The organism is bacterium (assembly GCA_040754625.1).
Taxonomy (GTDB): Bacteria; JACRDZ01; JAQUKH01; order JAQUKH01; family JAQUKH01; genus JAQUKH01.
This window is the reverse complement of the sequence record JBFMCF010000108.1, coordinates 1-13981: the sequence shown is the minus strand read 5'-3', so window position 1 is coordinate 13981 and position 13981 is coordinate 1. Positions and strand designations below refer to the sequence as shown.

At 42.2% G+C, this 13981-nt stretch carries 13 protein-coding genes; 12 read left to right on the top strand and 1 reads right to left on the bottom strand.

The features are described 5' to 3' along the window. Nucleotides 1-385 precede the first annotated feature (385 nt). The 5 genes from AB1498_10445 (at nt 386) to AB1498_10425 (ending at nt 5344) form a co-directional block, all read left to right on the top strand. Complete coding sequence (locus AB1498_10445; GenBank protein ID MEW6088707.1) at nt 386-1831, top strand: menaquinone biosynthesis decarboxylase; 1446 nt, start codon at nt 386-388, stop codon at nt 1829-1831. Beyond that, nucleotides 1821-2738 (top strand): UbiA-like polyprenyltransferase, encoded by a 918-nt coding sequence (locus tag AB1498_10440; GenBank protein MEW6088706.1) that lies wholly within the window; start codon nt 1821-1823, stop codon nt 2736-2738. Before AB1498_10445 ends, AB1498_10440 begins: the two co-directional genes overlap by 11 nt. Before the next feature lie 80 nt (nt 2739-2818). Continuing rightward, the gene (locus AB1498_10435) at nt 2819-3670 is read left to right on the top strand and encodes a sugar phosphate isomerase/epimerase (protein ID MEW6088705.1); all 852 of its coding nucleotides are present in this window, start codon (nt 2819-2821) and stop codon (nt 3668-3670) included. Beyond that, on the top strand, nt 3643-4674 hold the full coding sequence (locus AB1498_10430) for a Gfo/Idh/MocA family oxidoreductase (protein MEW6088704.1): 1032 nt from the start codon (nt 3643-3645) through the stop codon (nt 4672-4674). The genes AB1498_10435 and AB1498_10430 overlap by 28 nt, the downstream gene beginning before the upstream one ends. A 13-nt stretch (nt 4675-4687) precedes the next feature. Beyond that, nucleotides 4688-5344 (top strand): U32 family peptidase, encoded by a 657-nt coding sequence (locus tag AB1498_10425; GenBank protein MEW6088703.1) that lies wholly within the window; start codon nt 4688-4690, stop codon nt 5342-5344. Here the strand turns inward: AB1498_10425 and AB1498_10420 are convergent. After that, nucleotides 5341-6429 (bottom strand): U32 family peptidase, encoded by a 1089-nt coding sequence (locus AB1498_10420; protein ID MEW6088702.1) that lies wholly within the window; start codon nt 6427-6429, stop codon nt 5341-5343. The genes AB1498_10425 and AB1498_10420 overlap by 4 nt on opposite strands. A gap of 69 nt (nt 6430-6498) precedes the next feature. Here AB1498_10420 and AB1498_10415 point away from each other — a divergent pair, with 69 nt between their 5' ends. The 7 genes from AB1498_10415 to AB1498_10385 all read left to right on the top strand — a co-directional run. Next, the gene (locus AB1498_10415; protein MEW6088701.1) at nt 6499-7707 is read left to right on the top strand and encodes a redoxin domain-containing protein; all 1209 of its coding nucleotides are present in this window, start codon (nt 6499-6501) and stop codon (nt 7705-7707) included. Nucleotides 7708-7760: 53 nt separating this feature from the next. Next, on the top strand, nt 7761-8393 hold the full coding sequence (locus tag AB1498_10410; protein MEW6088700.1) for a CPBP family intramembrane glutamic endopeptidase: 633 nt from the start codon (nt 7761-7763) through the stop codon (nt 8391-8393). 30 nt (nt 8394-8423) lie between these two features. Then, nucleotides 8424-10187: a TIGR04190 family B12-binding domain/radical SAM domain protein gene (locus AB1498_10405; protein ID MEW6088699.1), complete on the top strand. Its 1764-nt coding sequence runs from the start codon at nt 8424-8426 to the stop codon at nt 10185-10187. Nucleotides 10188-10217: 30 nt separating this feature from the next. Next, complete coding sequence (locus AB1498_10400; protein MEW6088698.1) at nt 10218-11321, top strand: inositol-3-phosphate synthase; 1104 nt, start codon at nt 10218-10220, stop codon at nt 11319-11321. An 18-nt stretch (nt 11322-11339) separates the two neighbouring features. Further along, nucleotides 11340-12332 carry a methyltransferase gene (locus tag AB1498_10395; protein ID MEW6088697.1) on the top strand — a complete coding sequence of 331 codons (993 nt, stop codon included), beginning with the start codon at nt 11340-11342 and terminating at the stop codon, nt 12330-12332. A gap of 190 nt (nt 12333-12522) precedes the next feature. Beyond that, nucleotides 12523-13461, top strand: coding sequence for an Ig-like domain-containing protein (locus tag AB1498_10390; protein ID MEW6088696.1), 939 nt, complete (start codon nt 12523-12525; stop codon nt 13459-13461). Nucleotides 13462-13759: 298 nt separating this feature from the next. Next, nucleotides 13760-13981: hypothetical protein (locus AB1498_10385; protein ID MEW6088695.1), on the top strand; the 222-nt coding region annotated here is incomplete at its 3' end.

Here is a 13981-nt window from a genome sequence, read left to right as displayed (position 1 = left end):
GATTCCCGCTCGATTTGAACGGAGAAATTACATGTACAACCTGCCATGACCCGCATTTTGAAGGGGAGAAGGCGTCAAAAACCAAGAGACTGCGGCCGGGTTTTGCGTGTAATTTATGCCATCTTGTCTAATATATATATTAATACCAGAATATTAGCCGATATATTTTAAAAATAACTTATAAACATATTTGATGTCAGAATGACAAATATAATTTCAATTATTTATGAATTCTGTCATTATGACAAAATTAAATTATATTTAATTAAATAAACCATTTCATCTTTAAATATATTTGTTTATTTATCAATAAATTAGCCGGCAAAAACAAAAATTATTTATTTTTGGCATAAAAATTGCATCATATTATTAATGGAGAAAAAAAATGTTTTATAAAGACCTCAGGGATTATATAAAATTTTTAGAAGAAAAGAACAAGCTTGTAAGGGTGAAAGCGCAAGTCAGCAGTGAGATGGAGGTAGTTGAAATTTCAAATCGTATGACGCGTTCAAACGGCCCTGTCCTTCTTTTTGAAAATGTATCAGGCAGTAAATATCCTGTCTTGATTAACGCGTTTGGCAGTATGGAAAAGATGGCTTATGCGCTTGGAGTTACGGACCTGGATGAGATCAGAAAAAAGATAGAAGAAATTGTAAGACCAAAAATACCTGATTCTTTTTTTGGAAAAGTCCGTTCAATTCCAAAATTTTATAAAATGTTCAGGTCATTCCGTCCCAAAAATGTGAGTGACGGTGTCTGCCAGGAAATAGTAAAAAAAGATTCATTCTCTCTTGATGAATTTCCAATCCTGAAATATTATCCGAAAGACGGCGGGAGATATATTACATTGCCGCTTGTTATTACAAGAGACCCTGAAACCGGTATAAGAAATGCGGGCATGTATCGCATGCAGGTTTTTGACGGGCAGACCTGCGGGATGCACTGGCACCCGCATAAAGACGGCGCAAGACATTATCAGAAAGCGGAAAAACTTGGGAGGAGATTAGAGGTGGCTGTGGCAGTAGGGTCAGATACGGCCACTACCTATGCTGCCGCGGCGCCCCTCCCCCAGGATATTGATGAATTTATTTTTGCGGGGTTTCTAAGAGGGTCTCCGGTTGAACTTGTTAAATGCAGGACAGTTGATCTCGAGGTCCCGGCTAATAGCGAAATAGTGTTAGAAGGGTATATCGAACCCGGGGAAAGGAGGCTGGAAGGACCGTTCGGTGACCATACGGGGCATTATTCCCTTCCCGATTATTTCCCTGTGTTTCATCTGACTTGTGTTACCCATAGAAAAGACGCAATTTACCATACAGTATCCACCGGTATTCCTCCTGTTGAGGATAATTTTTTAGGGAAAGCAACGGAAAGGATATTTCTTCCCCTTGTGAAACTGAGTATTCCTGAAATAACCGATATGAATTTTCCCCTGGAGGGCGGTTTTCATAACATAGTAATTTTTAGTATAAAAAAGAGTTACCCGTGGCAGGCACATAAGATAATGCACGCGGTTTGGGGCCTGGGACAGATGATGTTTTCTAAAATTGTAATTATCGTGGATGATGATGTTAATGTAAGTTCTATCAGTGACGTTTTATGGAACCTTGGAAATAATATCGACCCGGGACGGGACATTGTTACCGCGCAGGGCCCGGCGGACATACTGGATTTTTCAAGCCTGAGAGAAGGCTTTGGGACCAAGATTGGCATCGATGCCACGCGGAAATTTCCCGAAGAATTAGACGGAAGGTCCTGGCCGGAAAAGATTTCCCGGAAAAAAGAAATTATTGAACTTGTTGAAAAAAGATGGAGGGAATATGGATTCTGAAAATAGGACCAGGGTTGAAGGGGCAATGGCAAGAAAAATAAAAGAGAAGATTGCCGTGTATTCGGAGCTTACGCTTTTTCCTTTTGTAATTTTTACATTGCCTTTCGCTTTAACAGGCGGGATGCTTGCCCAGTGGACAATAAATGGGCAGTTTATACCTCCGGTAAACAAAATTTTCTGGATTATTTTAGCGGTTTTTTCTGCAAGAAACGCGGGTATGGCTGTTAACCGGTTCTTGGATAAAGACATTGACAGGGAAAACCCAAGGACAGAACAACGGGCGCTTGTTAAAGGAATTATTGGAAATAAAGAAGTGATTATTTTTACGGTATTTTCCCTGGCCCTATTTGTTTTAAGCGCGTTGATGCTTAACCCGCTTTGCCTGTATCTTTCGCCGGTTCCGGTTGTTCTTATTCTTGTTTATTCGTCCGCAAAAAGGTGGACATGGATGAACCATTTTGTGCTTGGTTCAATATTGTTCTGGGCGCCGGTTGGAGGATGGATTGCCGTAAAAGGGACGTGGGGCTCACCGGCTGTAATAATGGGCATTGCGGTATTTTTCTGGACGAGCGGTTTTGATATTATTTATGACAGGGAAGATGTAGCGTTTTACCGGGCGCGCGGCCTCCATTCAATACCCGCGCTCCTTGGCGAAAAATGGAGCCAGGTCATTGCTTTTCTTCTTCATGTCGTTACTGTTTATCTTCTCTTATATCTGGGCGGGGAATATGATTTTGGGAATATTTATTATTTTGGGATTTTAAATTTGGCTGTTTTAGTAATTTTCGGGCATATTACTACATATAAAACAGAGGTTTTAAGGACAAATAAAACCTTTTTCTGGATAAACAGTTTGACCTCAGGAGGGTTTTTATTTATTACTTTATCGGATTTGATTGTCAGGTAAGAAAAATAACGCCCCCCTTTTGTCCCCCTTATTTATAAGAGAGGGAGAAGGGGGAGTTGAAATTAAACAGGAGAATTGAAATGAAACTGGGTTTTTTTCTCAACGCATACCGGAATTTCCCAATCGAATATACGTTAAACGCGGTTGCCGGGCAGGGTTACCAGGGAGTTGAACTTTGGGCGAAAGGGGACCATATTTCTCCTTATGATTCCGAAACACGGCTGCGGGACATAAAAAGAATGGTTTATAAACTCGGCCTTGAGGTTTACGGTATCAGCGCGCACCTGGATTTTGTCGCGCCGGAGGCGGAAAAACGAAAAGAAAATATTGAAAAATTTTTAGGATGTATCCGGATGGCGGAGTTTTTTGGAGTCAAAGCCGTGCACACGGCTTCCGGCGGTTTATACCAGGAACACGAATTAAGCTATAAAAAACAAGGAGAATATTTTTACCGGGCCATGGAGATAATCGGGGAAGAGGCGCGCAGGAGAAATATTATCGTCGCGCTGGAGGCAGAACCTGAAAAATGGCTTTCACGGCCTGAACAGGTTTTGAAGGCAATAGACGGCCTTGGAAAAGATGTATTCCGCGTACTGGTTGATATCGGGCATTGTTTTGGTGTCGGAGAGGAAGTCCACACTTATATTGATAAGGTAAAAGATTATTTGCACCTGATACATGTGGACGATGTGTTCCGCAATGATTTCCCGCACCGGCATTTGATTCCCGGTGAAGGAGACATTGATTTTAAACAATTTTTTGATTATTTAAAAAAGATTGAATATAACGGCTGGCTTTCAGTTGAACTAAACAAACATAATAAATATCCTGACAGGGCTTCCTTGACGGCAAAAAAATTTATTAATATTTTTCTGGATAACACGGAGATAAAGGAGGAAGAGCAGTGTATCGCGGAGCGATTGTTGGTTTAGGAAATATCGGTCTAAACGGCCATTTGAAGGCGTATCTTGACCCTGATATTATGAGACACGCGGTGATTGTGGCTGGGTGCGACCTCGCGGAAAAAAACCTCGAAAAATTCAGGAAGATATTGCCCGGGGGCAGGACATATACGGATATTAAGGAGATGCTCGCAAAAGAAAAACTCGATTTTATAGATATTTGTACGCCTCCGATGAGCCATTTTGATATTATAATGCAGGGGGCGGAAAAGAAGATAAATATAATCTGTGAAAAACCGGTTGATATTAACCTGGAAGCCCTTTTCCAGATAAAGGAAAAAATCGTAAAAAACCATTTGGTATTTTTACCCGGGCACCAGTACCGGTATTCTCCGTTATGGCAAAAGACAGTTTCAATCATCAATAAAAAATTGATTGGCCGGCCGTTTCTTATGCAATTTTTTGTCTATCGTACTGAGGCAAATAAGGGGAACGATGCATGGAACCCGATGTGGCGCAGTGAAATTGAAAACAGCGGGGGAGGTATTATTGTTGATCACGGTTCGCATCTTTTTTATCTTGTATCCTCGATATTGGGGGAACCAAGATATATTACCGCCCGGACCGAAAGGCTTTATCATTTCCAATATACTGTCGAGGACACAGCGTGGTTAAGTATCAAGCATGAAAACGGCATGTCGCAGTTTGCGTTAACATGGGCGGGCAGGGAAAGAGAAAATATTTTCAGGATTTTTGGGACCGACGGTGATATTTTAATAAAAGAAGATGAAATTATTTTAAATACGTTTGGCAAAAAAGAATATATAAAAGCGGGAGAAGGATTTTCCGGCAATTCAAATCATTCAGATTGGTATGCCGGGCTTTTTAACGAGTTTTTTGGACGGTTGGGCAAAAATAATTTTTCACCGGACGGCATTGATGAAGCAATTGTTAACGCAATGTGCATATCCGCGGCATATAAATCCTCGGAAATGAATAAAACTGTTGCGCTTGAGTTTTCTGAAACAGTTTGATAGGAGAATAAAAATGGAACTAATAGTGCCAACACCAAACTGGGAATTTCTTAAATCAGCAGTGCAGAACGGCACAGACGCTGTTTATATACCTGTCCAGGGACTGGTGACGATAAGTTACTGCGGGGTCCTTTTTTCGAGGGATGAGGTTCATTCAGCGATAGAATACGCGCATAAATACAAGAAAAAGGCATACGTGGTATTTAACGCGAAATTGGCCGATAATCAATATTCGAATATATTACAGGCCATTAAAGATGTTATTCCTTACCAGGCAGACGGCCTGGTTTTAGGCGATTACCGTTTGATAACATGGGTGGCGGATAATAATCCTTGCAGGAATTTTGAAATAATAGCATCAGTGGTCTGCGGAATTAAATCAAACCTTGACGCTAATTTTGCCTTGAGCATGGGCGCGGACAGGATTATCGTTCCCTGGCTGGGATTGGAAGCCCTTGAAAAGTTAAAGGTTTCGCCGAGACTGGGGGTTGATATTTTTATTGATGAAAACCAGGAGTATAGCGATTTTGTCATAGAAGAACTGGTTTCCAGAGATTGGATTAAAGGGGTAAAAGTGGCCACGAATTGTGAATTAAATAATTTTGTAAATATAATCCGGAAATTCAGGATGCAGTTAGATAAAACTATTCCGGTAACGGTTAATTGCTAGATTTTTAGAAAAGCGGATAGGACTTTTTCATAACTGGATATAAGTTCTTTGGAAAGCTTTTTGGAAGTCCTGACCGCCTTTTGTGCCGTGCGGTCGCAGTAAAGGCATTTATCGCAGGGGAGGGCGGAACAGCTTTTTTGGAGGAAATGTTCAATGAACCCGGAAAGGGCGTCATTATCGATAACAAGATTTACATCCGGCGCGCCCGGGATAGACTTTCGAAATATAGAACCGGCGGCGTTGGGGAAAGCCAGGAGCTCTGCGAAATTTTCCGGGCTTTTACGTGAGACATATGATTTCGCGGTCCTGGTAATCCATTCAGTTGTATTAGTTCGGCCTGACAGTTTAAATTTATCGATTCCGATTTTTTCATAATGGACGAGGTCCTCAGGCCGGACCCAGGGAGAACGGATTACTTCAGCCGGGTATTTGAAACGAAGAAGCGTGCATCTCATTACCGGGTAGTCTATAGGCAGCTTTTTGGAGCCGGTTTGTGATGAATGTGCGTTCAGGTTTGAATGATACCGGCGGAAGGGACACCCGAAAAGACAGGCGTTATTTACAATCAGCTGAAAATCGGTTTTAAGGTTTTTCCGGAGGCCCTTTAAAAAATTGAAATCGCGGTTGAATTGCTGGGTGATAGTGATTTCATCCGCGCCGAGGTTTTCATACATTTTTGCCATGCTGATAGTGTCAACGTGGGAAAAAACAGAAACGCTTACTTTTAAAGACGGGAAATTCCTTTTGACCCATTCAAGGAGAAGGGGAATGGAAACAGTCACGGAATCAACCTCTATTGAAGTAAGCCAATCGAGGAGTTTGAAAATTTGTCTGCGGTATAAAGGCGCATATTCGATGTTCCCGAGGCAGGGGGCATTTATCACATAATTGAACAGTGATTTGTTCGCGTGAATCAGTTTGATGTGGTCTTTGACTTTCTGGCGTGTCACATGGGGAATGCTTGAAGCGGGCCTGCCGCCGCCGATGATATCTTCCTGTAATTTTGCGTAATAGTTTTCAACAGGCAGCCCGGAAAGGTTTTCGATAAGTTTATGGTCCCAGTTAGTGGGTACGGCTAATCGCATAAAAGTATTTTAACATAAAATTTTGAATAATAAAACTTGAAACTTGACACTTAAAAGGAGGTGGCTGAAATGAAAACAAAAATCGGCAGAATTACTTTAGCAATTAGTTTCTTAACTTTTCTTTTTATAATCTTTTTTATCCCGGCCAACGGCCAGGCATTTAAACGGCTGAAAGAAAATGAACCGATTGCTAATTTTAAGCTTAAAGATATTCAGGGTAAAGAATACAGCATTGATAGTTTTAAGGGAAAATCCGCGGTAGCTGTCCTTTTTTGGGCCAATCCCAACCTTCGTTCCGCAATGGAGTTGGAATACCTGCAGAAACTATATGACAAATATCATTCGGAGAAGGGACTGGAAATACTTTCGATATACAGCCCCCGCGGCCAGGAAGCGATTCCGGATGATGAAATAACTGAGGCGCTGGGAGTAACACTTGATACTAAGATCACATACCCGGTCCTTCTCGATAAGGGTCTCGAGATATATAATAAATTCGGGGTAATGACCATTCCCAGTTTGATAATAATTGACAAAGAGGGTCTTGTCTCCGCGTTAATTCCGGGTTTCCCGGCGCTGTCGGGAGAGAAGATTGTCCGCCGGGCAATTGAAACGGCGCTTGGGATAGAACAGGTTATAACAAAAGCGCCGGAGGGTTATCAGCCAAAAGGCAAGGCGGGATTTTATTACAATATGGCCCTGCAGTTATATAAAAAGGGATTGATAAGCCAGGCCCTCCCTAAGCTTGAAACCGCGCTTAAAGAAGATCCGGGATACGCGGACGCGAATATTTTAATGGGTATTTTTTATTCCAAGAAAGACGATTTGGATAAGGCGACCAATTTTTTCCTTCAGGCTCTGGACCTTGATTCCAGCAATATGATAGCGCATTATAATTATGCTATCGCGTGCAAAGACGGGAACAGGCTGGCTGAAGCAGTCAGGGAATTTAATATCGTTATCCAGAATATGCCTTCGTCAGCAGACGCGTATTACGGACTGGGATTAGCTCATTTGAAAAATAGTGACAGGGTTAAAGCGGCGGAAAGTTTTGCTAAGGCCGTAGAAATCTTTCTCAGCCCGGAAAAACAGAAAGTTATGAGTGTCGGTGCCCATAATATTGGTATAAATCCGAATAAGGCGTATGTGCATCATAAGTTAGCGGAAATAAAACAGGATGAAGGAAAACAGGATGAAGCGGCCGAAGAATTCAAAAAGGCGAATAAGGAGTATAAGGAAGTTGTTGATAAATTAATGAAAGAGGTAGGATACTATTAAAAGCATGGGGCAAAGAGCATGTGGCATGGGAATAAGAACAAAAAAGAGAGAATATGACGAAAAAGAAGGATTTAATAACGTTGTTTTTAATAAATATTCCGGTTGTGATTTTATATTATGCGGTTTACCGTGTGCCGGGAGTAAGGCCTTATGCCAATATTGCATATTTTTGTTTGATTTTAATAACCGGCGGTTTTTTGGGAAGGGAATTTCTTTTAAAGATTGAACAGCAAAAAGTTAAAGAATCTAAATATTTATTTTTTGGTGTAATATCAATGATTTTTCTTTACCAGCTCATGAAATTTTCAAGCTTTATAATCAGCAGGAACAAAAACCTGCAGGGGATTATTGACCTTAGCCTGTGGCAGTATTTTGTGCGGCCCTGGCATGAAATAAATATTTTAGTATCTGTTTCAGGCGTAATTATTATTGTTTTGGCAGTTGAGATATTTTACCGCGTGTATATTCAAAACACGCTTAATTTATATTTTAAAGATAACAGCGCTGTTTTTTTAGCGTCGGCCATAAGCGGTGCGAGGGCCGTCACACTGGGCCCCGTGTCCGGGCTTGTGGATTTCTCCCTGGCTTATATCTGGGGATTTGTTTATAAAAAGTCGGGGTTATGGGCGGCGGTTTTTGTGCATATGGTTTGGGATGTTTTGTTTGTTTATTTCCCGGCGGGATGATGATGTCAACGTATCAGGTGGAGGGATAAAATGTTTTCAAAAATGAAAGATAATTACAAGTATGACCTTGTTCTCCTGCACGCGCCAAGCGTTTATGACTTTCGCAAGAACCCGATTATGTACGGGCCCATAAGCGATGTTGTTCCTTCGACCCCGATATTTGAGATGTATCCGATAGGGTTCACGACGATTTCAAGGTATCTGACAAACAAGGGTTTCAGGGTCCGGATCGTTAACCTGGCGCTGAAGATGCTCCATAACCCGGGGTTTGACGCTGAAAAATTTTTGCGGAAACTCGACAGCCGTATTTTTGGAATTGACCTGCACTGGCTCCCGCACGCGCACGGCAGTATTGAGGTGGCCAAACTTGTAAAAAACTTTCACCCGGGTTCAAAGGTGGTTTTTGGCGGGTTATCAGCCACATATTACTATAAGGAATTGATGGAATACCCCTTTATTGATTATTGTATCAGGGGAGATTCAACAGAAGTGCTTTTGGAAAGGCTTATTATTTCATTGAAGACCGGCGACGGGTTTGAACATATTCCCAACCTTTGCTGGCGCGATAAAAAACAAAACACGGTTTTTAACCCGTTTGATTATATCCCTAAAAGCCTGGAAGGAATAAATATAGATTATAAGCATATATTTCTGCAGGCGCTGAAGAATTTTGATTTTTCGGGATACCTGCCATTTATTAACTGGGTGGCCTATCCCATCGCTGTTATCGTTTTATGCCGGGGCTGCAACTGCAACTGCAAGGTTTGCGGCGGGTCCAAGGAATTTTATAAAAATTACTGCAACCGGAAAGAAACGGTTTACAAGTCCGCCGCGGAAGTCGGGAAGGAGATAAGAGCCCTTACTCGGTTTATAAAAGGCCCCATTTTTCTTGTCGGGGATATTTTCCAGAACGGCGAGGAATACACGCGCGCTCTTTTGAAAGAGTTTTCAGACGCGAGAATTTCAAACCAGATTATATTCGAATTTTTCGTCCCGCCCGATAAAGAGCAGTTGAAGGAAATCGCGGGGGCGGTGCCTAATTTTAACATCCAGCTTTCACTGCAATCGCATGACGAGAGAATCCGGCGGGCATTCGGCAGGCCGTTTGGGAACGCGGAGGCCGAGGAGATGATCGAAGAGGCCATTAAGCTCGGCATAAAAAGGCTGGATATCTTTTTCATGACGGGGCTGCCGGAGCAGACAAGGGAATCAATCAGGGACACGGTGAAATACTGCGGATACCTGCTTTCAAAATTCGCGGCGTCAAAAAAGATCGCTTTATACATATCGCCGCTTGCCCCGTTTATCGACCCGGGTTCGATGGTGTTTGAAAATCCGGAGCAATACGGCTATAAGATTTTTTACAGGACACTGGAAGAACACAGACAGGCGCTTCTTAAACCGAGCTGGAAATATATGCTGAATTACGAAACCAGGTGGCTTTCACGCCACGACATTGTTGAAAGTTCTTACGAAGCGGGGCTTGAATTGAACCGGTTAAAATTCATATACGGCCTTGTGTCAAAAAAAGAGTGTTTGAGACTCGAAAACAGGATTTTAAAGGCGATGGAGCTTTGTTCAACTATCGACAGGATCTTGATGACAAGCGATGAACCGGAAAGAAATGAGGCGTTCGCGAAACTTAAGAAAAAAATGGACAGTTACAATGTGTCGACAATTTGCGACACAAATGAATTGGAATGGTCAACAAGTATCCTGGGTATAAGGATACCAAAGTTTGTCAGGAGTTTTTCTTTTAGCTTGTGGTCATTTTTAGCGCGGATAGCGGAATAGAAAAAACAGAAACCTTTAGGAGGTGATTTTGTGAAAAAAATAAAAATTGCGATTGCCGGGATCGGCAATTGCGCGAGTTCTTTAATCCAGGGGATTGAATATTATAAAACAAAACAAAAAGAAGACGTCAACGGCCTGATGCACTGGGACATAGGCGGGTATAAGCCGTTTGATATCGAAGTGGCGGCCGCCTTTGATATCGACAAAAGAAAAGTGGGAAAGGATGTTTCGGAAGCCATATTCGCCCTGCCGAACTGCACGAAAAGGTTTTGCCCTGAAATCCCTGTGGCAAAAGTTTATGTGAAGATGGGAAAAATACTTGACGGCGTGTCCGAACACATGAAAAATTATGATGAAAAATACAGGTTTGTCCCAGGCAGTGAAAAGGAGGCGGAGAAAAAAGACATTGTGAAGGTTTTAAAGGAATCGGGGGCAAAGGTATTGCTGAATTACCTTCCAGTGGGCTCCGAAAAGGCAGTAAGGTTTTACGCCGAATGCGCTCTTTCGGCAGGGGTTGGCTTTATAAATAACATGCCTGTTTTTATTGCAAGCGATCCAAAATGGCAAGAAAAATTTAGAAAGAAAAATATTCCTATAATAGGCGATGACATAAAGTCCCAGCTCGGCGCGACGATTACCCACAGGACACTGGCTTCGCTTTTCAAGAAAAGAGGCGTAAAAATAGACAGGACCTACCAGCTGAATACCGGCGGCAACACGGATTTTCTCAATATGATGAACATAAACAGGCTTACCTCGAAAAAGAAATCCAAGACGGAGGCGGTACAGTCTGTTTTGGCTGAACGGCTTGAAGCGGAAAATATCCATATCGGGCCGAGCGATTATGTCCCGTGGCAGAAGGACAATAAAGTGGCGTTTATACGTATCGAAGGAAGGACGTTCGGGGATATTCCCATAAACCTGGAATTGCGGTTGTCCGTTGAGGATTCGCCTAATTCGGCGGGTGTAGTAATCGACGCGATAAGGTGTGCGGGACTCGCGATAGACAGGGGTATAGGCGGGGTACTGTTCTCGCCGTCTTCATATTTTATGAAACATCCGCCGAGACAGTTTACGGATGATGAGGCGTATAAAATGAATGAGGAATTTATCGCGGGGAAAAGGATAGAATAAAAAAACCGGGAGATTAAAATGAAAAACATAGAATTTACTCCGATGGATATAAGAGAACTTGGCTTGAGTTTCCAGAAAAGCAGGATTTTTCTGACCGCGTATGAACTTGATGTTTTTACGGCGCTCGGGGATAAAGCAAAGTCCTCCAGTGAGGTGGCAAGGGCCCTTGGGACAGACAGCCGCAGCCTTGACCGTTTAATGAACGCGCTTTGCGCTATAGGCCTTTTAAAAAAGAAGGATGGAAAATTTTCGAACACACCTTCCGGTTTGAGGTTTCTTGTTAAAGGAAGCCCCGGATACATGCAGGGTTTAACGCACTTTCTTCACCTGTGGAACAACTGGAGCACTTTGACGAAGTCGGTCCGCCTGGGAAGACCCTCGGTGTTTCAAAATATAAGCGAAAGAGACGGTGATTCATTAACGGGGTTTATCGCGGCGATGCATGAACGGGGGGACAGGCAGGCGCCGGGCGTGATATCCATGCTGGATTTAAAAGACGTGAGGACCGTCCTGGATGTCGGGGGCGGCTCGGGAGTTTTTTCAATGGCGTTTGTAAGGGCGAAAGACGGCATAAAATCAACCGTGTTTGACCTCGATAATGTTATTTCCATCACGCAAATGTATGTTGAGAAGGAAAAACTTTCGGATAAAATTAACACAATGCCGGGAAACTATATCAATGACGAACTGCCCAAAGGTTTTGATTTGGTTTTTCTTTCCGCCGTCATTCACAGCAACTCCCCGAAGGAGAATAATATGTTGATAAAAAAATGCTATAAATCCCTTAACCCGAACGGGCAGATTGTCGTGCAGGATTTTATCATGGATGAAGAAAGGACAAGCCCCGCCTTCGGCGCCTTCTTCAGCCTTAACATGCTTGTCGGCACCGAATCCGGCGACACTTACACCGAACCGGACGTCAGAGGCTGGATGAAAAGCGCCGGGTTTTCAAAATTTTCCCGCAAAGACACGAATTTCAACACGAGCCTGATCATCGGAAGAAAAATATAATAATTTTTCCTGCCAGCCAAAATTCCTATAATATACGAACTTCGTGTTTCCTGGTATTACATAAGTTTTACGAAATCACATCAACATTTTTGTTAATATTTCTTGACTAACAAAAATTATAGGGCTAAAATTTAGTTAATTTATTGTAAATCAAGAAGTTCGTATATTAAAAATAAACAAGGAGGGACACATGAAAACATATTTAAAATCTGTTCTGGTTTTTATCTTGTTTGTATGCTTTGTGAATTTTGGCGGTGTTTGTACAAATTCTGATAATAATACAAATACAACTGCCGGTCCGTCTAATAATGATGATACTACTACTGCCGGAACAACAACTGCTGATACAACAGTTGCCGGAGGGGATACAACGGCGCCTGCGGTAGTTTCAACCGTTCCTACAACCGGAGCAACGAATGTCGCTGTTAATTCACCGGTTAGCGTTACATTCAGCGAGGATATGAATCCCCAGACAATAAACACAACAACATTTACTGTAACGGGCAGTACTGTTCCCGGTACGGTAACATACAGCAACAAGGTCGCCACATTTACACCCACAAATAACCTTGACTATAATAAAACGTATACCGGCACTGTAACAACAGGGGCAACCGATACCGCGGGAAACCCGATCGCAAATAACCATACATGGCAGTTTACTACAGCTCAACAGCAGCAGGGATTAAACATGGCCAATTACGCGGGTACCTGGTTGGGATCGTGGGCTGAGAGCACATATGGAATGTTTACAGATTCTGCTTCAGCGGTGATCACTGTGAATTCTCAAAGCCAGACAGCGCAGATAGTCCTGGACGTGAACGGGATTATATTTAATTTGCCTTCAGATCCTGTGCCTGTAACACTTAACGGAGCTTCCAGCGGAACTAATGTGACTGTTACGGGGACTGACCCAATAACATTCGGTAACGTATCGATGACAATAAATAGTGCCGGCAACATAACAGGGACAATGACAAATGTCCCGAGCCCGGATGTGAACCGGCTTGAATTCACAGGGACTATCACAGCCCAGACCATCGTACTGAATATCACGGTTTTCCTTGATATACCTCAGGGGCCTGTCAATACAATTGTTGGTACACTTACATTGAATTTACAACCGTAAAAAAATGAAATATATACGGGACGTTAGGTAAATAAAGAACATAAAAGAATATGATTTTTCCAAAGGAGAAAGAGGCAAATTCTACCAGCCTAATATCGAATTAAATATTCCTGTTTATTTAGAATCTGACGTTGCTAAATTTGTTAAAAAGTTTGCTAAAAAGAAAAATATCGATACCTAAACTGTAGTTAATCAGAGAGAGCTTAGGCTTAGGAGCTTAGGGGACGTAGGAGCTTAGGGGACGTTGGTGCAGAAATTGCTTGACAGCGACAAGATGTTAATATAAACTATAAAAGTTATGCCAAGAGGCCCAAGATTAGATGCTCCGGGTACCCTGCACCATGTAATAGCAAGAGGTATTGAGCGAAAAGAAATATTTAAAAAAGAAACCGAAATAATGGGGAGAGTTAAGAGAGAATGGCAAAATACGAATGAAATCCTTGGTTTATTTGGTAAACACAGAAAAAAAGCAATAAGAAATTATAAAGACTTTATAAAGGATGGAGCGGGACAAGGCAAA